Here is a 19317-nt window from a genome sequence, read left to right as displayed (position 1 = left end):
TGAGTCCTGAGTATTGGTTTTTAGTAACTGTAGTAGGTAGAAGTTCTTTGCATCAAACTAGCAACTATAAATACTAAAAACCAATACTCAAGACTCAGGACTAAATACTAAAGACTATTTCACTACCACTACCTTCTCATTGTACCGCCTTCCATCAATCGTAAACGAAACTATGTACGTGCCCGCTTGAATTCCATCTAGCGCATAGCGGGCGGGTTGCTTTTCGTCGCGCACTAAAGGAATGGTCTGTCCGGTCGTCGCGTTCGACAAATACGCTTCTGAGGCAGGATGTGTTCCTGTATGTGAGATATAAAGGCTCGATGAGGCAGGATTGGGGTAGATGTTTGGCTTCTTGCCCGAATCCGCGTACACCGGAATGATCTTAGAGTATTCGAACGCTTTGTCGTAATCGATCTGTTTCAGTCGGTAGTAGTTCCAGCCCAGGCCCGGTGACGCATCGGTAAACTGGTATGAATGTGGTGTCAGGCTGGTTCCGTTACCAGCAACAAATCCAATGCTGTCGAATGCTGTACCGTTCATGCTGCGCTCAATGACAAAGCCGGAGTTGTTCTTTTCACTCGCGGTTTTCCATTCAACTATGTTGTTGCCTTCGGTGTGATAGCCGTCGAGGAAGGACCAGGTTACGGGTAGGGGAGTCGATGTGAATGAAAAGCTCACCCGATTATCGCCACCATTTTCGTAGTATTCCAGTATCAGATTATAGTTAGTTCCGGCATTAAAAACAGCAGCGGTAGAGCTATACTGCGTGTAGCCTTGATCGGCCCAACCGTTGATAACAGTGGTACCATTGACACTCAAACGCACGCCGTCGTCGCCGCCAATCGTGAATGTGTAGTTGCCGCTGGTAGCAGGATTGAATGTCATTCTGTACCGGACAGTGAATGTTTCTGTTTGGAACCGGCAGCCGCTGGTTAGTTGAATACAGTTGGCGCCGCAGAAAGTCTCGTTGAAAGTCTGGCTCTCGGTGACGGATCCAAGATAATTTGTTGTGAAGTTCTGCGCGCCATCGTAGACGTAGCCGATCCAGGTGTTGGTGCCTGCTGTGGTCTGATCGCCGGAAGGCGCTTCCATTATTACGGTGATAGTGTTCGAATATAATGTAACAGCGGGCGCTGTAAATGTGGCACTACGCCGATAATAAACTGTGCCTGCTGCAGCTTGTGACGGAGGATCATAGGCCGCGCTTGTTGCACCTGGAAGGTTGGTAACTGATGCCGAGAAGTCGGCAATTGGCGAGGATTGCCACTGATAAGCAGGAGAATTGGCACCGTTGCTACAATTGCCTGCGTCTGTAACGCTTGTGAAGGCGGCAGGGTTAACCGTCGCCCCGCAGAGGGTCTGATCACCGGTGACAAGGCCACCGTTTACGCCCATCTTGAAACTGACGCGGTTGTTCGTTTGGTTCTCGTAATAATCAAGTACAAGATTGTATGTGCCCGCAGCGAAATAGATGGCTTGTGTTGCTTCCGTATAAGCGTGGTCGCTATACAAAGTGTTCATCACATAACTTGCTCCTCCGTCAATGGATAATCTTATCCCGTCGTCTCCACCGATCGTAATAGGATACAACCCACAGTCGGCAGCCGATATGGTAATGGTCATGCGAAACCGAACGGTGAATGTCTCCGTGTTGACCTGACAGCCGGTTCCAAATGGGAAATTCACATTGTCGCCACCGAAGCTCTCATCGAAATTTTGTGTCTCGGTCATCCGGCCGAGGTAGCTCGCACTTGCATAGTTGTTTGCACCGTCGTACACATGTCCGATCCACGAATTAATACCATACTCGTCCTGATCTCCCAGTGTGCATTGCACCGTAGAAGTTCCTATCGTATAATAATAAGTGCCACTACTCAGTGCCTGCGCTGTCCCGGTTGCCGAGAAATAGTAATTCGGACCAGTGCCAGGCGCTGCCCCTGTAACGGTTGTCCAGTTCCCGGAATTGGCCTTAAACCACACCGTAGTGTACGTGGCTATATTGTCACTGCCGGATACATCCGTTGTTGAATTATAATTGAAACGGCCATTGGTTAACGTGGTGCCGGCTGCGTTACCGTTTACTGTCAGTCGGAAGGTCCGCCTCAATTGACCGGGCACGCCGGATGCATAAACAGCCTTCACAGCAAGGGTGCTGCCTGCCGTGGGATTGTTTGTGATGGTGGAAGAACTCAGGTCCAGCGGAGTATATCCGCCAGTGGCCGTTCCAATAGGATATAAAATTCGCCAGGATGCTACAGTGCCATCACTCGTTTTTATTAACTGGCTGGTTGTTCCTGAAGTTCCATCCAGTTGGATGTAGCGATTGTTGGAATAGCTGGTAATTGTAGCCGCTGCGCCCAGAACAATATTACTGTTTGCTCCTACTATAAGAAGACCATTGGAAGCGAAATCTAGTACTCCAACGATTGTAATATTCGTGGTTGCATTTACCGTGACATTGGGTGTTGCTCCACTTTTTTGAAACGTAACATTGCGCAGTGTAAATACCCCTGATCCACTTATACTTTTTGCGGACGTGTTGTTAATAAAAGAAAACAGCTGGTTAGTAGGCGTATTTACGGTTAGATCAAGCGTTCCGTCATTAGAAAGATTGCCAGCCAGACTTATAGTATGCGCTATTGCGCCTGTATTACCAGATTGTAACGTTGCTCCTGTGCTAATGGTTAAATCGTTATTTACTGTGTAGGCACGTGCATTCGAATTATTTCCGAACGTCCTTATCCCTCCCGTTACGTTAACATTATAGAGAGTGGCAGAAGTGGCGCTGCCAGTAATACTTCCTGTATTCGTGAAATTAAAATTGTGGACATCCGTGAATGCATTATTAAAAGCCAATGTCCCGTTGTTAATAAGGTTTCCCTGTAAGTTCAGGTTGTTGGTTGATCCATTATTGCCACCTCCGGTTAAGCTGGTTCCTGAGTTCAAAGTCAGGTTACCCGAAATGGTAGCTGCATTGGTGACATTTCCATCATTACCAATAGTAAAGGTACTGGTTCCATTTAGCGTCATGTTTACTGCGGCAAGACTTGATGTCCGGGCAGCTGTATTCGATGTGCCGCCAACCCTGATAAGGCCGTTATTGTTGACGGATACATCACCGCTAACTGTAACGGTTGCGGCTGCGTCTGTGGCCGTGCCATCACCAATAAATAAGTTACAGGATGTCGTATTGTCATCAGAAATTGTAACTGACGCTGCTGCTGCATTGTAACCCTGCGGAATTGTAACGTCGTCCTGTCCACCTATGAGGACTACATCAACAGAAGTTGGTAGCGTAGTCGGAGCATTCGTGGTTGTGTGGTTTGTGAGTGACCAAGTACCGAGGTTGTTCCAATTGCCGTCCTGCCTACTATAAAATGTCTGCGGTAAATAGTACGTAACTACTATTTGACCAGGGCCACCGTTGCCACCAGTGCGATTGGTACCCGTATTATCTCCAGATCCTCCGCCTCCACCACCAACTTGAGTAGCATTGCTCCCATTGGCGCCTTCCAGCCCTCCACCGGCCCCGTTACCTCCGCCGGTTGGTGCTGTCCCTCCCGCTCCGGCACCTGCACCACCACCGTTGCCTCCTCCAACTCCGTTGGCTGCCGAACCACCTGATGATCCACCTCCACCGCCTCTTCCTGTATTATTGTCGCGGCCAGTCCCGCCACTTCCTCCTGTTGAAGTGAATTGGCCAGTCCCGGCAGTCGCGCCATTACCTCCCACACCACCGTTCCCGCTCACTGGAGGATTTCCGCCATTTCCCCCGTTAGCAACAACTTCTTGTGCCGTACCCAAACCAAATGAAGAGGCTATTCCACTGCCGCCGACACCAGTGCCACCTGTCCCTCCAGTGCCGACCTGAACAGACCATGAATTACCAGCAGAAACGTTGTTGAAGACTGATCTACTATATCCCCCTCCTCCTCCTCCTCCGGCACCGTCATTTGCCGTTGTATTACCTCCGCCAGCTCCTCCTCCGCCCCAAACTTCTACAGTGATGAGTGTCACCCCAGCAGGCACAGTAAATGTGGACGTGCCAGGTGGAAATGTTTGAGTAGTGGTCTGCGATATGCCTTCAAAAGACAAAAGCAACCCAACGAGAATCATGACCAATCGCACAGGTGTTACTTGTATTGATCCGCCAGCAAATCTTCCAAAACTTCCTTCGCGTCTACCGCTGAACTCCCGTAACGACAGGTTCATACTCTAAGAGGGATAAAAATTACAGAAAATGGGGTCCAAAAAATCCAATAAAGCTAACGCTTTAATCCCAAAATGAAATACCGTGCGCGCCAACTTTCGACCAACTGCAATGGCATCGGTAACACTTGTAAAAAATGCAGATGAAGCGGGGCAGATTCGGACCCGTTTTTGACATCTGGAATGGTCTTTTTACCTGTCGAAATCCGGCTCAGGCAAAAAGTCACAAGCAAAGTGTTTTCGACCGGCTGAAGTCGATCTTCATATCTCGAATAACATCAGTCCGCGGCCATTTACACCGCGGACTGATCAATACTATTTACTGCTCGCCTCCAGCTTCTGAATCACCTGATCAACCGAGAAACTCGCTGGCCGCTGACGCGGTGGAAATTCTTTATATGTCTGCAGGTAAGCGCTGACTTTAGCCACAGCCGGCAAAACGAGATAGGTATGCTCCATCGCCCACTTTTCCCAATAGGCCGAGTTGTCCCATGAATACTCGTATGGGTCCGATTTCAAATCAATCATCACAGGAGCACGTAATGGCGTTAGCGGATATCGCCATACCTTCATACCGGTCTCAAGCTGAACTTCAAAGTGATATTTGAATCGCTCGTCCCGGTAAGCAAGCAAGTCACCATCATCGCTGAAATAGAAATACTCTGGTCGCGCACTCTTATTGGTTTTGCCCGTGAGGTAATCCAGCTGGTTGTATCCGTCAAGATGCACTTTGAAAGACTTGCCACCGGCAGTAACTCCCTTTTTCGCATTCTCTCGGAGGTTAGGATCACCACCCGCAGCAGCAACCAGCGTTACCAGCCAGTCTTCAGCAGAAAACAATTCAGTGTAGTTACTTCCAGGTTTGATCTTTCCCGGCCACCTGATCAAAGCAGGAACTCGAACGGCACCTTCCCAACCTGTATCTTTCTCTGAACGGAACGGAGAAGAACCTCCATCCGGCCATTGATTTTTCATGGCACCGTTATCAGTTGTATAGATAACGATGGTATTATCTGCAATTTTTAAATCATCCAATAGCTTGAGAAGGTCACCAACCATCAGGTCGTGCTCCGTCATCCCATCAGCCTGAGTACCGAGTCCGGTCTTTCCGTGTGATGCGGGCTTCAGGTGGGTGAAGATGTGCATACGCGTTGCGTTGAACCAGCAGAAGAAGGGCTTGTTCCCTTTCACGCTTCGATCGATGAAGCCTTTCGCAGCAGCAAGGAATTCTTCATCCACAGTTTCCATGCGCTTCTTGGTCAGCGGACCTGTGTCTTCGATCTTGCCATCCGCAGTAGACTTTATCACACCGCGCGGTCCGAATTGTTTACGGAACGCTGGATCCTTTGGATAATCTTCGTTCTCAGGCTCCTCCTCGGCATTGAGGTGATAGAGGTTGCCAAAGAACTCATCAAACCCATGCTTAGTGGGAAGAAACTCGTCCCGGTCTCCAAGGTGGTTCTTTCCGAACTGTCCGGTGTTATAGCCGAGCGGCTTCAAGAACTCAGCAATAGTTGGATCTTCTTTCTGTAGACCAACCGTTGCTCCAGGCAATCCGACCTTAGTCAGCCCGGTCCGGAAAGGACACTGACCGAGAATAAATGCGGCCCTTCCCGCAGTACAACTCTGTTGCCCATAGTAAGTGACAAACACTCCGCCTTCGTTGCCAATCCTGTCAATGTTTGGTGTTGTAAATCCCATCAGGCCGCGGCTGTACGCGCTGATGTTCGATTGCCCAATATCATCGCCGAAGATGACGAGGATATTCGGCTTTTTCTGCTGTGCAAAAACGTGAACGCCGGCGAAAAGGATCGCGCAGAGCATTGTCCAGATTGAGTAAAGAGAAGGTCTTTTCATAAGTCAACGTTTATGAGAAGACTAACATAAAAACAATTAAAGCTAACGCCAGATGTCAGACTGGTAAAGTAGAGAGTTAACGGTGAAACCTCCGTTTAACTTGTTTGATTGGAACCTCTGCCGTGTGGCCTTGCGGTGGGCAAGACTTCTCCTCACCAGAGAGGCACCAGAGAGGCACCAGCCATCCGTCTTTCCCCCTGTTGTTCCGCTCTTCGTCCGCACTCACGTCGCTGTTTTACCGCACTTTTACCGCTCCCGGACCGCACCCAGACCGCACTCTTACCACACTCGCACCCCACTGTTACCGCACTCACATCGGACTTCTCCACACTTCTTCCAGACTTTCCCACACTTTACCAGACTCGCTACTTTTGTTTAGAGCCAAGATGCTTCTTCAACATCCGCCTGAGTTCATTGCCGGTGATATCCCGCGCTATGATGGTGCCTGACTGATCGATAAGAAAGTTCGAAGGATAGTAGGAGATAGCATAGATAATGGCCGCACTATTCTTATCACCCTTTAACTCTGTAACGTTGGTCCAGGGCAATTTGTCTTTTTCAATCGCGTTGATCCAGGCATTCCTGTTCGTTTCCGACGCAACACCGAGAACAGCGAATCCCTTCGCACTAAACTCGTGATAGATTTTTACCAGTTCGGGATTGGACTTTCTGCATGGACCACACCACGATCCCCAAAATTCCAATAGTACTAACTTGCCTTTGAAATCGGAGAGGCTTACAGGCTTGCCATTAATATCCGGCTGCGTGAAATCGGTGTACTGATCACCAACTTTTGGATCCTTTGTTAATGAAAGAAATTGTGCTACAGTCTTGCCGTACGGAGTTTCTTTTACTTCGGCCGATAGGCCTTCATAAAGTTTTGAGGATCGTTCCTTGCCCCACGTGGCTGCATAAACGGAAAGAAGATGTGCACTGATGATAGATCCTGGATGAGTGGAAACATACGCAGCTTTGCGATCCGCTCGGTCTGACTCATCGACTTTTTCGAGCGACAGGTACAGCGCGCGGTCCTCGTCCTCTGTTGCAGAGCCGGTCAGTATCGCCTCCCTGAAAGAACCCTTCTCACCATTAAACGTCATCGACGTATTCTCAAGCCAGACGAATTTATAGTCGGTGAGAGGTCTCGTTCGGATCAATGCATATTCAACGGGCGCATTCAGCTTCCCGGAAAAGCTGAAACGCTCGTTTAATACGTAAGAAGAATCTTCATAGCCTCCACTGTCGCGCTTTATTTGAAGATATAACAACGTACTATCGGCCATTCCCTTCGCAATGCCATCAATTCTAAACCCTGGTTCTTTTGATTGAGCATGGCACACGGTGACGAGAAACAGCAGTACCGGCATAATCGGGAACCGGCGAGCAATTGACGGACCCACAAAAAGTAATAGCATGATCAACTGCTTTAGCAATCACTCAACTGAATAGTAATATTCAGAACAACGTAGTCTCTACTCACGAACTACAAACACACGCGGATATGCGTTCGATTAATCCTCACGACTCTTGGGATAGTCGAAGAACATCATCTTTCCTGTTCCCCAGGTAACCTGGTTCCAGTGTTCTGCCTGAAATTGAAATGCCACTACACCACACGTTGGGACATTGTCAATATCAAGTTCCTCCGACATGATCGAGTTAACAAAGTCGGTCAGCCCGGGATTGTGACCAAACATGAACACAACATTGTGTTTGTCCTTAAGCTTGTTTAACACGTCGAGCATGATGTCCTCGTCCGCGTGATACAGCTTATCCATGATTTTAATGTCCGTCTTCGGATACTTCAGGACCTTGGCGATCCTTTTGGCAGTGGACGTAGCCCGTTTGGCCGAACTTGTAATCAGCAGATCGGGATGAATATCCTTTTCCTTAAGGCGCTTCGCCATGCGCGGCGCGTCACGTTTCCCTCGTTCGTTCAACGGTCGCTCTATATCGTCCAGCGTTTTGACGTCCCAACTGGATTTGGCGTGGCGAATGACATATAGTGTTTTCACAGCACTAAATTTAATTCCAAAATCCTAAATCTTATCTTTGGCGCCGATGTCGGGCTACAAAAAAAGTTTCTTCAAGCGCGTTCGGTACTACCTCCTTTATCAAGTGGTGCGTTTCTTAATCGCCATCTCGAACAGCGTTTCCCGTGTTGCCTGGCTGAAATTCTGTGGAAGACTTACCAGCCTCGGATTCCCGTTCGCAACCCAAACCAGGAATCTGATGATCAAGAACATCGGCATCGCTTTTGGCAAAGAACTTAATGATGAGCAAATCCGCGCGTTGGCCAAAAAAACGTTCAAAATGATGGGACGGAATGCAGGCGATATCCTGCGGGCCACCAAAGTTCAATCGTTAGCTGACGTCGAGAAATTCCTTGTTACTCACAATCTTGATATCTATGAAAATGCCCTTGCAAAGAAGAGGGGCATTGTATTTATAACGGGACATCTAGGCGCATTCGACCTCCAGGTGACGAATATGGCACTGCGGGGACTTAACCCCAACATCATAGGCACTCCCATCAAGGATGAGCGCCTTAACAAGCTGTTGTGGGAATACCGGAACAAGTATGGGGCTAATGCTATCGAGAGGGGAAAAGAGACATTCCGACTAATTAAAGTGCTAAAGTCCGGTGGCAGCGTGGCACTGCTTATCGATCAGGATACGAAGGTCAAGAGTCGTTTCGTTGACTTCTTTGGCAGGCCTGCTTCTACACCAGTAGGGGCAACGATCCTGGCTATGAAAACAGGCGCTGTAGTGGTTCCGACTTCCATTTATCTCGGGGAAGATTGGAAGCAGCACATGTCATTCTTTCCCGAAGTACCCATGCGCGACTCGGGAGATGAGGAAGCAGACGTGATCTATAACACCCAGGTCCTTACCACCATTATCGAAAACATGATTCGCGCGCACCCGGATCAATGGGTGTGGATGCACGACCGTTGGAAAACCAAACCCGGCCAGGAAATCCGGTAGAGACGCAATGCCTTGCGTCTCCTTCGTAAGGCGCATGCCTTACGGCCCTACGAAAGGCGCATGCCTTTCGTCTCTATTCGCAAACCCTTGCGCACCTCTCGATCAACACCCACGACGCCTGCACAATCCCGATTATTTCTTAAACATAAAAAACACGGCAAGGATGAGGAACACCATTCCAATCAAGTGATTCCAGCGGATGCTCTCCTCACGAAAGAAAATCAATGTAAACGCAACAAATACAACGAGCGTGATCGCCTCCTGAATAACCTTCAGCTGCAGTAGTGAATAGGGACCGCCATATTCCTTCGAACCCAAACGATTCGCTGGCACCTGAAGGATATACTCGAACAACGCAATACCCCAGCTGATGAATATCACAGCAACCAGCCCAAGGTTAGCACTCCACTTCATGTCTTTAAACTTCAGGTGGCCGTACCACGCAAAAGTCATGAACGTGTTGGACAGAATGAGTAATAGAATTGTATATAACCACCGCATAAAGATTGAATAAGAAGGCCCCGTAAGGGGCCCTTATAATTGTCAATTATCAATTATCAATTGTAAATTACTTCACCAGTTTCTTATACTTGATCCGATGAGGCTGATCATCTCCTAACCGCTTGCGCTTGTTCTCCTCATACTCAGAGAAGCCGCCTTCAAACCAGAACACCTGTGAATCGCCTTCGAAAGCGAGAATATGAGTACAAACGCGATCGAGGAACCAACGGTCGTGAGAGATAATCACCGCGCAGCCACCGAAGTTTTCCAACGCTTCCTCTAGTGCACGCAATGTATTTACGTCAAGGTCGTTGGTAGGCTCATCAAGCAGCAACAGGTTGCCACCCTGACGCAACGCGATGGCTAAATGTACCCTGTTGCGCATACCGCCTGAAAGTTCCTTTACCTTCTTCTGCTGATCAGTGCCATTGAAATTGAACTTGCCAACGTAGGCTCTTGAGTTCTGCTGCTTGCCTCCAAGCTCTATCAACTCATTGCCGCCCGTTATTGCCTGCCATACCGTATCATCCGGTTTAAGGTCGTCGTGTTCCTGATCCACGTAGGCAATTTTCACAGTCTCGCCAACTTCAAAGTTTCCGGCGTTTGGCTGCTCCTTGCCGATGATCATTTTGAACAACGTGGTCTTACCCGCCCCGTTAGGACCGATGATTCCAACGATGCCTGCAGGTGGCAGTGAGAAGGTAAGGTTCTCATACAGGAGCTTATCACCATAACCTTTTGCAACACCTTTGGCTTCAATTACCTTATTTCCCAATCGAGGTCCGGGCGGGATAAACAGTTCAAGCTTTTCTTCCTTCTCGCGTGTCTCCTGACTTAACAACTTCTCGTATGCACTCAAGCGCGCTTTACCTTTTGCGTGACGACCCTTAGGATTCATCTTCACCCATTCCAGTTCGCGCTCGAGAGCTTTCTGACGCTTCGATTCAGACTTCTCTTCCTGCGCAAGACGCTTTTGCTTTTGATCCAGCCATGATGAATAGTTTCCTTTCCATGGAATGCCTTCACCGCGATCGAGTTCAAGGATCCAGCCTGCTACATTGTCGAGGAAATACCGGTCGTGGGTAACGGCTATAACGGTACCCTTATACTGCTTGAGGTGTTGCTCGAGCCAGTACACCGACTCAGCATCGAGGTGGTTGGTTGGTTCATCAAGTAACAACACGTCTGGCTCCTGCAATAACAGTCGGCAAAGAGCGACGCGGCGCTTTTCACCACCAGAAAGGTGTTCAATTTTGGAATCAGGAGGAGGGCAACGCAATGCGTCCATCGCGCGCTCGAGTTTAGTATCCAGTTCCCAGGCATTCGCGGCATCCAGCTTTTCCTGGATCTCACCCTGCTTCGTGATGAGCTTATCCATGGCATCAGGATCTTCCATTACTGCAGGGTCGGCAAATTTCTCGTTGATCGCCTCAAACTCTTTCAGCAGATCCACGACTTCTTTTGCTCCTTCTTCGACAATTTCCCTGACAGTTTTAGTCTTATCGAGTTGAGGCTCCTGTTCGAGAAGCCCGGTCGTGAAGCTCAAATCGCTAACCACTTCGCCCTGAAATTCCTTGTCGATGCCGGCGATGATACGCAGCAGACTGGATTTTCCTGAACCATTCAAACCGAGCACACCGATCTTGGCGCCGTAAAAAAATGAGAGATAGATATTCTTAAGAACTTGCTTGCTGGGCGGGTAAATCTTGTTCACCCCGGCCATCGAGAAAATGATCTTTTCGTCTGCCATTGCTGATGATTAATTGATATCCCAACAGCAGATTGGGCTGCGCCGGGCGTTGTAAGTCAAGGCGCAAATATGGTAAAAAAACCTTGCCGTCATTAAAGGTACATAGGAAGTTATCGCCATTGTTTCATCCGGGCGTAGAGACGCAATGCCTTGCGTCTCCAACACCTTGCGTCTCCAACGCCTTGCGTCTCCAATGCCTTGCCTCTCCAATCCCAGCGACTCATTACAATGCCTGGCGATTTACCTCGTTGTGACAACATTGACGAAAGGCAGGCGGTTTCAATGGCAGGCAGATATCCGAATTGGGAATCAGTTGATGATTTAAGAAGTCAAAAACAACCGCCGGAATCCTGAGTTTAGACAATCGAAATGCAGAAACGAATCTCAATTCGCTGATTAGGACACCTCAATGGGCTTTGTTTGTCAGTTGGAGAGCAACGCCATAATACGACAGAAGTTTGGAGTGCTCTTTGCACCGGAAAAATAAAATTTGTTTTGATCCGCAAAATTTTATTTTTGCGGAAAATTAGGAGGGTAAAAATATGTACTGGACACTTGAACTCGCCTCGTATCTGGAAGACGCGCCTTGGCCGGCCACAAAAGATGAACTCATTGATTACTCTATCCGATCTGGTGCTCCCCTGGAAGTTGTAGAGAACCTTCAGGAACTCGAGGACGACGGACAACCGTACGAGAGCATTGAGGAGATCTGGCCCGACTATCCAACCAAAGAGGACTTCTTCTTCAACGAAGACGAATATTAAATCGAAACGATCATTCAGAAGGCTGTCTTGAGGGACGGCCTTCTTCATTTTGGTCATTTCTGCTTTCGTGACCGCATGATCGCTTCGGCCACGATCAGATCTTCAGGAGTCGTAATCTTGATATTTTCATAGCTGCCATCAAACAAAGTGATCGTATCCCCCGTGCTTTCAACAACACTCGCATCGTCTGTGAAAGAATCACCCAGAGCCTTATCATAGGCGCCCTTAAGCAGCGCGATATCGAAAGTCTGAGGCGTCTGCATCAGTCTGAATTTCGTTCGGTCCAGAGACACCGAGCGCATCTCCTGGAGAGTAGCTGGTTCTTTTGCTGACAGGGGGCTTTCAACTTCCCGGATTGACTCTTTCAACAGCACCGAGGCAACGGCCGACCTACACTTTTTTGCAATGGAAAATGATGAAGCAATGATATCAGCCGTGACCAACGGGCGCACCCCATCATGCACGGCAACCAATCCCGGCCCTGATGTTTGATTTAAACCGTTGCTTACCGAATGGAACCTCGACGAACCTCCGCTCACAACCGTGATCTTCTCGGTGAAGGAGTGTTTCAGGCATAGTTCATTCCAAAGAGGGATGTCGCCCGCAGGCAGCACCAGTATAATTTCCAGCGACGCACTGTAGCTGCGGAAGGCAATAACAGTGTGCATGAGGACAGGGAGTCCACAAATTTCAATAAACTGTTTGGGTATGTCTCCGGGAAGGCGAAGCCCTTTTCCGCCGGCAACGATGATGGCTACTTCTTTCGAATGCATGAATCTGAACCAGTCATCTGATTAACCTTAAGCCCGCCAATAAGACCTAAAATATTCAGCCCTGACCAAGCCCAAATACTGAGAACCACTCAGGCCTAACTACTCAAGACTAACTACTCAGGACTAACTACTATATGATCAGCATGGCATCGCCATACGTCAGGAACTTGTATTTTTCCTTCTTGGCAGTCTTGTATGCCTCCATGGCGAGATCATATCCTGCAAATGCCGAAGCCATCATCAGAAGGGTAGACTCAGGCATGTGGAAGTTGGTGATCATCGCATTACAGATCTTGAAATCGTAAGGAGGGAAGATGAACTTATCTGTCCAGCCTTCGCGCGCCTTCAGACGGTTAGTTGCTGAGACCGCAGATTCAAGTGCTCTCATTGTCGTGGTGCCGATAGCACACACGCGATGTTTGTTATCAAGCGCCTTATTGACGGCCTCAACACATTCGGGACCAACGATAAAGTTCTCGGAGTCCATTTTGTGCTTGGTGAGATCTTCAACATCAACCGGCCGGAATGTACCAAGACCGATGTGCAGCGTGATATATGCCATATCCACGCCCTTGATCTGCAAACGCTTCAGCAACTGACGTGTGAAGTGCATACCTGCAGTTGGCGCTGACACGGCGCCTTTATTTTTTGCAAAGATCGTTTGAAAACGTTCTTTGTCTTCGGGCTTAATCTTTCGCTTGATGTATTTAGGAAGCGGAGTTTCTCCCAGTGTTTCTACTACCTTATCGAAAGCAGCAGAATCTCCATCGAACAGGAACCTGATAGTGCGACCACGTGAAGTAGTATTGTCGATGACTTCAGCTACCAGGTCGCCGTTGCCAAAATACAGCTTGTTACCAACCCTGATCTTACGGGCAGGATCTACCAGTACATCCCAGAGATGCATTTCTGCATTGAGCTCACGAAGAAGGAATACTTCAATCTTGGCTCCGGTCTTCTCTTTCCGTCCGTAAAGGCGTGCAGGGAAAACCATTGTGTCGTTACCCACGAGAACATCTCCTTCGCCGAAATATTCAACCAGGTCCTTAAATATCCGATGTTCAATCTTACCACTGTCTTTATGAACGACCATCAATCGTGATTCGTCACGATTCTCAGCCGGATCAAGTGCGATAAGGTTGTTGGGGAGCTCAAATTTGAATTCTGATAACTTCATGTTGGTTTACGCAAAAGATGCCCAATCAAGGGTAAATTTTTTAAGAGGTTGCAAAAATAAGGCAATATTTGGCTTTTGCGACAAAGCATCGGAGGTTTTTCAGGCTTGTAACAAAATGCTGTTTTTTGAGTCTATCACGGTAATTTTGGGGCCAAAGCCCCGACAAACTAAAATAATTGCATTGCGTTAAGGTTGATCATGAAGACCCTCGGCCAGATATACGAAAGTTTCCGATTTGCCTGGAAGGCGCTCAAATCCAATGTGCTGCGGACAATCCTCTCCCTGCTCGGCGTGACGGTTGGCATTTTTGCCATCATTTCCGTGCTTACTCTTGTTGATTCTCTCGAAAAGAACATCAGGGATAGCCTCGACTTTCTGGGCACAGGCGTGATCTACATCGAAAAATGGCCTTTTACGGCCGACAACAATGGTGAATACCGCTGGTGGGATTTCTGGCAACGCCCCAACGCATCTTACAACGAGTTCAAGTTTTTGCAATCAAACCTGCGCAACGAAAACGGTATCGCTATCTTCTCCAGAAGGGGCAACATGACCATCCGGAGAGAAAGCAACAGCATCGGCCAGGTGGGGCTGGTTGGTGCCAGTCAGGGTTATGACAATATCTTCGAAGTCAACGTTGAGCGGGGCAGGTTTTTCACATCTGAGGAATTGGAGTCCGGCCGCAACGTAGCCGTTATCGGCTTCGAGGTTGCCAAAGGCCTGTTCCCGAACGACGCAGATCCCATAGGCCAGACGATCAAAGTAAAGAACCTCAAATATGTAGTTGCTGGTGTAATCAGGAAAGAAGGACAGAGCTTCCTTGGAACACCCAGTAACGACTACGTTGTGATCATCCCTTATCAATCTTTCAGGCGTCTGTATCAGACAGGCACAGGAAAACCTTTCGAACTTACCTCAAGGATCGGCGTCAAGGGTCACGAATCCGACGTGGGACTTGTCGAACTTGAAAATGAAGTACGTGGTATTCTGCGTGTAAGGCGGGGGTTACGTCCCGCAGAAAAGGACAACTTTGTGCTGAACCGACCCGAGGCCATTGCCAATGTTATCAGCGGCGTGTTTGACGTCTTTGGAACTGCCGGATGGATCATAGGCGGATTCTCCATTCTCGTCGGAGGATTCGGGATAGCCAATATCATGTTTGTGTCGGTGAAGGAACGAACGCCTATCATCGGCCTGCAGAAATCATTGGGCGCGAAGAACTACTTCATACTGTTTCAATTCCTGTTCGAAGCAATCTTCCTCAGTCTCATTGGAGGACTCGCTGGCTTGTTCCTGGTCTGGCTGATCACATTCATTCCGATGGGAAGTCTCATCGTAACGCTTACCATCAAGAACATCGTACTTGGTCTTACAGTCTCTTCTGTGATTGGCCTCGTGTCCGGTATCGTGCCCGCGGCGATGGCTGCCAGGCTGGACCCTGTGAATGCGATTCGCGCCTAAGATCGTGATCGCATTACGTTAAAGACTAAATACTCAAGACTAACTACTCAGGACTAACTACTCAGGACTACATGGTGGGCGGCGTAGGTCGATACCTAAACAAAAAATGCAAGCGTTCATCACACTTGCATTTTTTGTTTCTTCGCTTATCACCTTTTTTATCTCGCCTTTTCGAGCACAGGTTTTTCTTTCTCTTTCTCCTTTCCCGTCGTCTCTTCAGCAAGTGAGCCAGCTACCTTGTCTTTGATCTTCTTCTCCAGCTCTTCCATCAGTTCCGGATTGTCTTCGATCAATTGCTTAACGGCATCGCGGCCCTGACCAAGCTTGTTGCCATTGTAAGAGAACCATGAACCTGATTTCTGGATAGTATTCAGTTCCACACCAAGATCGACGATCTCACCTGACTTGGAAATTCCACGGCCATACATGATATCAAATTCAACCACTTTGAACGGAGGCGCTACTTTGTTCTTCACAACCTTCACCTTAACGCGGTTACCAGTGATGTCTTCTGCAGATTCCTTGATCTGACCTATACGACGTATGTCGAGACGAACGGAAGCATAAAACTTCAATGCGTTACCACCGGTTGTGGTTTCAGGATTACCGAACATAACACCGATCTTCTCACGCAACTGGTTGATGAAGATACAGGAGCATCCGGTTTTGCTGATCGTACCAGTAAGCTTCCGCAATGCCTGCGACATCAAACGGGCATGAAGACCCATCTTGCTGTCGCCCATTTCACCTTCCAGTTCGCTCTTGGGAACAAGGGCAGCAACCGAGTCAATAACGATGATGTCAATAGCACCGGAACGGATCAGATGATCGGCAATCTCGAGAGCCTGCTCACCGTTGTCAGGTTGCGAGATGAGAAGGTTCTCAGTGTCGATACCCAGCTTCTCTGCATAGGCCTTATCAAAGGCGTGTTCCGCATCGATGAATGCAGCCAGTCCTCCTTTGCGTTGCGCTTCGGCAATGCAATGCAATGTGAGCGTTGTCTTACCAGATGATTCAGGTCCGTAGATCTCAGTTATACGTCCACGAGGAATACCACCAATACCCAAGGCTATGTCGAGGCCAAGGGATCCCGTCGAGATAGCAGGCACGTCCACTACTCGCTCATCGCTCAACTTCATTACGGTACCCTTTCCGTACGTCTTTTCCAACTTGTCGAGAGTAAGCTGGAGGGCCTTCAACTTTTCTTTAGCGTCGCTCATAAGGTATTTCGATATTTTATGTTACTTATTGGTTTGGCAGGAGGCAGAACAATAATATTTCCTCTTCACTGCTATGATCGTTGACTTTTGCATCGATCATGGGTTGAAATTACTACAACACTTGAAATACAGCAATCTGATAAACATGACAATCTTTTGTCCATCGTGCGTAACGCTTCAACCTCACTGCTCTAATCAAATTTACGTCAATCAGTTGACTACTCAAATCTGCGTGTGACAACTACTGTCAAACGTTTTATATTGCAACCTTATAGCAACTTCCGGCGCTGCAAAATGACCTTCCGTGCTACCTTATCGGTCAAAAATGAAAGCATCCAATACTCGCTTCTAACGACGGAAGTCTGCTTCCTGTTAACTCACATTTCCCATGCGCGGTCGTAAGCTATTCAAACGTATTGTTCTTGTGCTGCTGGCCGCCGTTGTAGTCCTCACCATCGTGTATTGGGACCTGGTGTCCTATGCAGCGCGACAGGGCTACGGCCAGCTCAGTATCGTATGGAAAGCGCGACCGGTCGAGGAGTTTCTGGTTGATCCTGATTTTCCAGATTCACTTAAGAAGCGATTGCTTTTCATCGACGAGGTCAGGAAATATGCCATCGACTCTCTCGGCTTAAAGGATACCGAGAACTACAAGACGATGTACGATCAGAAGGGCAAGGAAATCATGTGGGTGGTAATGGCATGCAAACCTTTTGCACTCGAACCCAAAGAGTGGGAGTTTCCTATTGTCGGCACCGTCCCTTATAAAGGATTCTTCAATGAGAAGCTTGCTGTTCAGTTGAAAGACCAGCTTGAGAAAGAAGGGTGGGACGTTATCATTCGCAATCCGGGAGGATGGTCCACGCTCGGTTGGTTCACCGATCCTATCCTGAGTAAGATGCTCAATCGAAGTGAAGGCGATCTGGCAAACCTGATCATTCATGAAATGTCGCACGCTACAATCTTTGTAAAGGACAGTATTGATTTCAATGAGAATCTGGCCACCTTCATTGGCGACCGTGGCACTGAAAAGTTCCTGACCGATCGCTACGGCGAAATAAGTTTGCAATACAGGACCTACATCGGGGAGGACAAGGATTATCTTAAATACGTTGATCACATGCTTCGTGGGGCCCGCTATCTCGATAGTCTGTACAAGGGGATGGGCCCCGAACTTTCTGATACTGTAAAACGGGGGCGAAAAAAGGCAGCCATTTCGCATATCGTGGATGAGCTCGATACACTATCCCTTGCGTTGGCTTCAAAACCTTCGGAACGTTTCAGAAGCAGGCTTCCCAACAACGCCTACTTTATGAACTTCCGCCAATACCAGGAAAAACAAAGTGTATTTTGGGACGAGAGAATGAAGTTTGCTTCGTTAAGGGAATATATCAGGTATTTGAGTGAGAGGTATCCATTTCTCTAAAAATTAAGAATTAAGAATTAAGAGTTAAGAATTGGCCACCAGCCTGGCGGCTGATTGCCCGGCAGGACCATAGGTCCTGTATACCTGTTACGGCGGGCAGCCGCATTTCCAATTCATAATTCTTAATTCTTAACTCTTAATTCCTTTCAAACCGTTGCATGAATCTTTACCGCTCTTTTCATGTTACAGAATTGTTACCGTGGCTTAAGGAATTGTTAAGAAACTGTTGTAGATTTTGTTTCGGTCCGTTTGTATCTAATTTTGAGCAAAATGCACGATATGGGAAGCAAGCCAATGCACAAAGTGCTTGTCGTCGATGATGAAGAACCGATCCTGGAACTTCTGCGATACAATCTTGAGAAAAGTGGATACGAAGTAAAAACGGCGCTTGATGGATCAAGGGCTGTTGACATTGCCAAAAAGTTTGTGCCTGACCTGGTCTTGCTGGATATCATGATGCCGAAGATGGATGGCGTGGAAACATGTCGCCTCCTCCGCGACATCCCCGAGTTGCAGAAGACGTTTGTCGTTTTCCTCACGGCACGTTCTGAAGAATACTCGGAGGTGGCCGCATTTGATGTCGGTGCCGATGACTACATCAACAAGCCCATCAAGCCACGTGCGTTGATGAGCCGGATCAGTGCATTATTCCGGCGCGATTCAAAGAAAACTTCTCCTTCCAGTACCATAACAATTGGCGAGCTCACCATCGATCGCACCAGCTATACGATCAAGGTGAACGGCAAGGAAATCAACTTGCCCAAGAAGGAGTTTGAGTTGCTTTATTTCCTGGCGCAAAATCCAAACAAGGTTTTCAGTCGTGAAGATCTCCTTCAGAACATCTGGGGATCCGATGTCTATGTGCTTGCCCGTACCGTTGATGTACACATTCGGAAGGTGCGCGAGAAGATTGGAGATGATTTCATCACGACCGTAAAAGGAGTCGGTTATAAATTCAGTCTTAACTGATCTCAATTCAGACTGCATTCAAGACGAACCATAGGTGTGTGGTTCCTGAAAATACTTTGCTTTGATGCGGGAACTCTTTCTCTTTTTCAAAGACCCGACTACTGCAAGCTTCTATCCTGAAGCTCCGCCATATTCACGTCCGGGTAAGTCATTGACGTCCGGGTAGTCGTGGCGTGATATACGTTAGCTTTTTCAAACCAGCCTCCGGCCTTTCTCAACCTT

14 protein-coding genes are annotated in these 19317 nt (G+C 48.1%); 5 read left to right on the top strand and 9 right to left on the bottom strand.

Annotated elements, in window-relative coordinates; genetic code table 11:
- Positions 1 to 114 precede the first annotated feature (114 nt).
- The 4 genes from WBG78_RS10155 to WBG78_RS10140 form a co-directional block, all read right to left on the bottom strand.
- Positions 115 to 4212 (bottom strand): PA14 domain-containing protein, encoded by a 4098-nt coding sequence (locus tag WBG78_RS10155; protein ID WP_337326309.1) that lies wholly within the window; start codon positions 4210 to 4212, stop codon positions 115 to 117.
- A 312-nt stretch (positions 4213 to 4524) separates the two neighbouring features.
- Positions 4525 to 6066: an arylsulfatase gene (locus tag WBG78_RS10150; RefSeq protein WP_337326308.1), complete on the bottom strand. Its 1542-nt coding sequence runs from the start codon at positions 6064 to 6066 to the stop codon at positions 4525 to 4527.
- Between the two features lie 365 nt (positions 6067 to 6431).
- Positions 6432 to 7481 carry an AhpC/TSA family protein gene (locus tag WBG78_RS10145; RefSeq protein ID WP_337326307.1) on the bottom strand — a complete coding sequence of 350 codons (1050 nt, stop codon included), beginning with the start codon at positions 7479 to 7481 and terminating at the stop codon, positions 6432 to 6434.
- Positions 7482 to 7577: 96 nt separating this feature from the next.
- Positions 7578 to 8081 carry a SixA phosphatase family protein gene (locus tag WBG78_RS10140; protein ID WP_337326306.1) on the bottom strand — a complete coding sequence of 168 codons (504 nt, stop codon included), beginning with the start codon at positions 8079 to 8081 and terminating at the stop codon, positions 7578 to 7580.
- A gap of 46 nt (positions 8082 to 8127) precedes the next feature.
- Here WBG78_RS10140 and WBG78_RS10135 point away from each other — a divergent pair, with 46 nt between their 5' ends.
- Entirely contained in the window at positions 8128 to 9054 is a 927-nt protein-coding gene (locus WBG78_RS10135; RefSeq protein ID WP_337326305.1) for a lysophospholipid acyltransferase family protein, read from the top strand.
- Between the two features lie 132 nt (positions 9055 to 9186).
- Here the strand turns inward: WBG78_RS10135 and WBG78_RS10130 are convergent, their stop codons facing one another.
- A complete protein-coding gene (locus tag WBG78_RS10130) occupies positions 9187 to 9555 on the bottom strand; it encodes a DMT family protein (protein WP_337326304.1) in 369 nt (122 codons plus the stop codon).
- Between the two features lie 67 nt (positions 9556 to 9622).
- Positions 9623 to 11305 carry an energy-dependent translational throttle protein EttA gene (gene ettA, locus WBG78_RS10125; RefSeq protein WP_337326303.1) on the bottom strand — a complete coding sequence of 561 codons (1683 nt, stop codon included), beginning with the start codon at positions 11303 to 11305 and terminating at the stop codon, positions 9623 to 9625.
- 542 nt (positions 11306 to 11847) lie between these two features.
- Here ettA and WBG78_RS10120 point away from each other — a divergent pair.
- Positions 11848 to 12069 carry a DUF2795 domain-containing protein gene (locus WBG78_RS10120; RefSeq protein WP_039751840.1) on the top strand — a complete coding sequence of 74 codons (222 nt, stop codon included), beginning with the start codon at positions 11848 to 11850 and terminating at the stop codon, positions 12067 to 12069.
- A 53-nt stretch (positions 12070 to 12122) separates the two neighbouring features.
- On the opposite strand, the gene WBG78_RS10115 is transcribed toward WBG78_RS10120, so the two are convergent.
- Together WBG78_RS10115 and queA are read right to left on the bottom strand one after the other, a co-directional pair.
- Entirely contained in the window at positions 12123 to 12842 is a 720-nt protein-coding gene (locus WBG78_RS10115) for a 2-C-methyl-D-erythritol 4-phosphate cytidylyltransferase (protein WP_337326302.1), read from the bottom strand.
- Between the two features lie 130 nt (positions 12843 to 12972).
- Positions 12973 to 14019 carry a tRNA preQ1(34) S-adenosylmethionine ribosyltransferase-isomerase QueA gene (queA, locus tag WBG78_RS10110; protein WP_337326301.1) on the bottom strand — a complete coding sequence of 349 codons (1047 nt, stop codon included), beginning with the start codon at positions 14017 to 14019 and terminating at the stop codon, positions 12973 to 12975.
- 198 nt (positions 14020 to 14217) lie between these two features.
- On the opposite strand from queA, the gene WBG78_RS10105 reads away from it, so the two are divergent.
- Positions 14218 to 15480: an ABC transporter permease gene (locus WBG78_RS10105; RefSeq protein ID WP_337326300.1), complete on the top strand. Its 1263-nt coding sequence runs from the start codon at positions 14218 to 14220 to the stop codon at positions 15478 to 15480.
- 158 nt (positions 15481 to 15638) lie between these two features.
- Here the strand turns inward: WBG78_RS10105 and recA are convergent, their stop codons facing one another.
- Positions 15639 to 16700: a recombinase RecA gene (gene recA / locus WBG78_RS10100; protein WP_337326299.1), complete on the bottom strand. Its 1062-nt coding sequence runs from the start codon at positions 16698 to 16700 to the stop codon at positions 15639 to 15641.
- Between the two features lie 388 nt (positions 16701 to 17088).
- Between recA and WBG78_RS10095 the strand changes: the two genes are divergently transcribed.
- Together WBG78_RS10095 and WBG78_RS10090 are read left to right on the top strand one after the other, a co-directional pair.
- On the top strand, positions 17089 to 18126 hold the full coding sequence (locus WBG78_RS10095; RefSeq protein WP_337326298.1) for an aminopeptidase: 1038 nt from the start codon (positions 17089 to 17091) through the stop codon (positions 18124 to 18126).
- Between the two features lie 279 nt (positions 18127 to 18405).
- A complete protein-coding gene (locus WBG78_RS10090) occupies positions 18406 to 19095 on the top strand; it encodes a response regulator transcription factor (RefSeq protein ID WP_337326297.1) in 690 nt (229 codons plus the stop codon).
- The last annotated feature ends 222 nt before the right edge of the window (positions 19096 to 19317 follow it).

Source organism: Chryseolinea sp. T2 (assembly GCF_037203685.1).
Taxonomy (GTDB): Bacteria; Bacteroidota; Bacteroidia; order Cytophagales; family Cyclobacteriaceae; genus Chryseolinea.
Note: the sequence above shows the minus strand (reverse complement) of the source record. Positions and strands in the feature narration are given on the sequence as shown.

Excerpts from the sequence above, each read along its gene's own strand:
- WBG78_RS10150 (WP_337326308.1), bottom strand. The coding sequence starts at position 6,066 with ATGAAAAGACCTTCTCTTTACTCAATCTGGACAATGCTCTGCGCGATC.
- WBG78_RS10095 (WP_337326298.1), top strand. The coding sequence starts at position 17,089 with ATGCGCGGTCGTAAGCTATTCAAACGTATTGTTCTTGTGCTGCTGGCC.
- queA (WP_337326301.1), bottom strand. The coding sequence starts at position 14,019 with ATGAAGTTATCAGAATTCAAATTTGAGCTCCCCAACAACCTTATCGCA.
- ettA (WP_337326303.1), bottom strand. The coding sequence starts at position 11,305 with ATGGCAGACGAAAAGATCATTTTCTCGATGGCCGGGGTGAACAAGATT.
- WBG78_RS10135 (WP_337326305.1), top strand. The coding sequence starts at position 8,128 with ATGTCGGGCTACAAAAAAAGTTTCTTCAAGCGCGTTCGGTACTACCTC.
- WBG78_RS10155 (WP_337326309.1), bottom strand. The coding sequence starts at position 4,212 with ATGAACCTGTCGTTACGGGAGTTCAGCGGTAGACGCGAAGGAAGTTTT.
- WBG78_RS10120 (WP_039751840.1), top strand. The coding sequence starts at position 11,848 with ATGTACTGGACACTTGAACTCGCCTCGTATCTGGAAGACGCGCCTTGG.
- WBG78_RS10130 (WP_337326304.1), bottom strand. The coding sequence starts at position 9,555 with ATGCGGTGGTTATATACAATTCTATTACTCATTCTGTCCAACACGTTC.
- WBG78_RS10145 (WP_337326307.1), bottom strand. The coding sequence starts at position 7,481 with ATGCTATTACTTTTTGTGGGTCCGTCAATTGCTCGCCGGTTCCCGATT.
- WBG78_RS10115 (WP_337326302.1), bottom strand. The coding sequence starts at position 12,842 with ATGCATTCGAAAGAAGTAGCCATCATCGTTGCCGGCGGAAAAGGGCTT.
- WBG78_RS10105 (WP_337326300.1), top strand. The coding sequence starts at position 14,218 with ATGAAGACCCTCGGCCAGATATACGAAAGTTTCCGATTTGCCTGGAAG.
- WBG78_RS10090 (WP_337326297.1), top strand. The coding sequence starts at position 18,406 with ATGGGAAGCAAGCCAATGCACAAAGTGCTTGTCGTCGATGATGAAGAA.
- recA (WP_337326299.1), bottom strand. The coding sequence starts at position 16,700 with ATGAGCGACGCTAAAGAAAAGTTGAAGGCCCTCCAGCTTACTCTCGAC.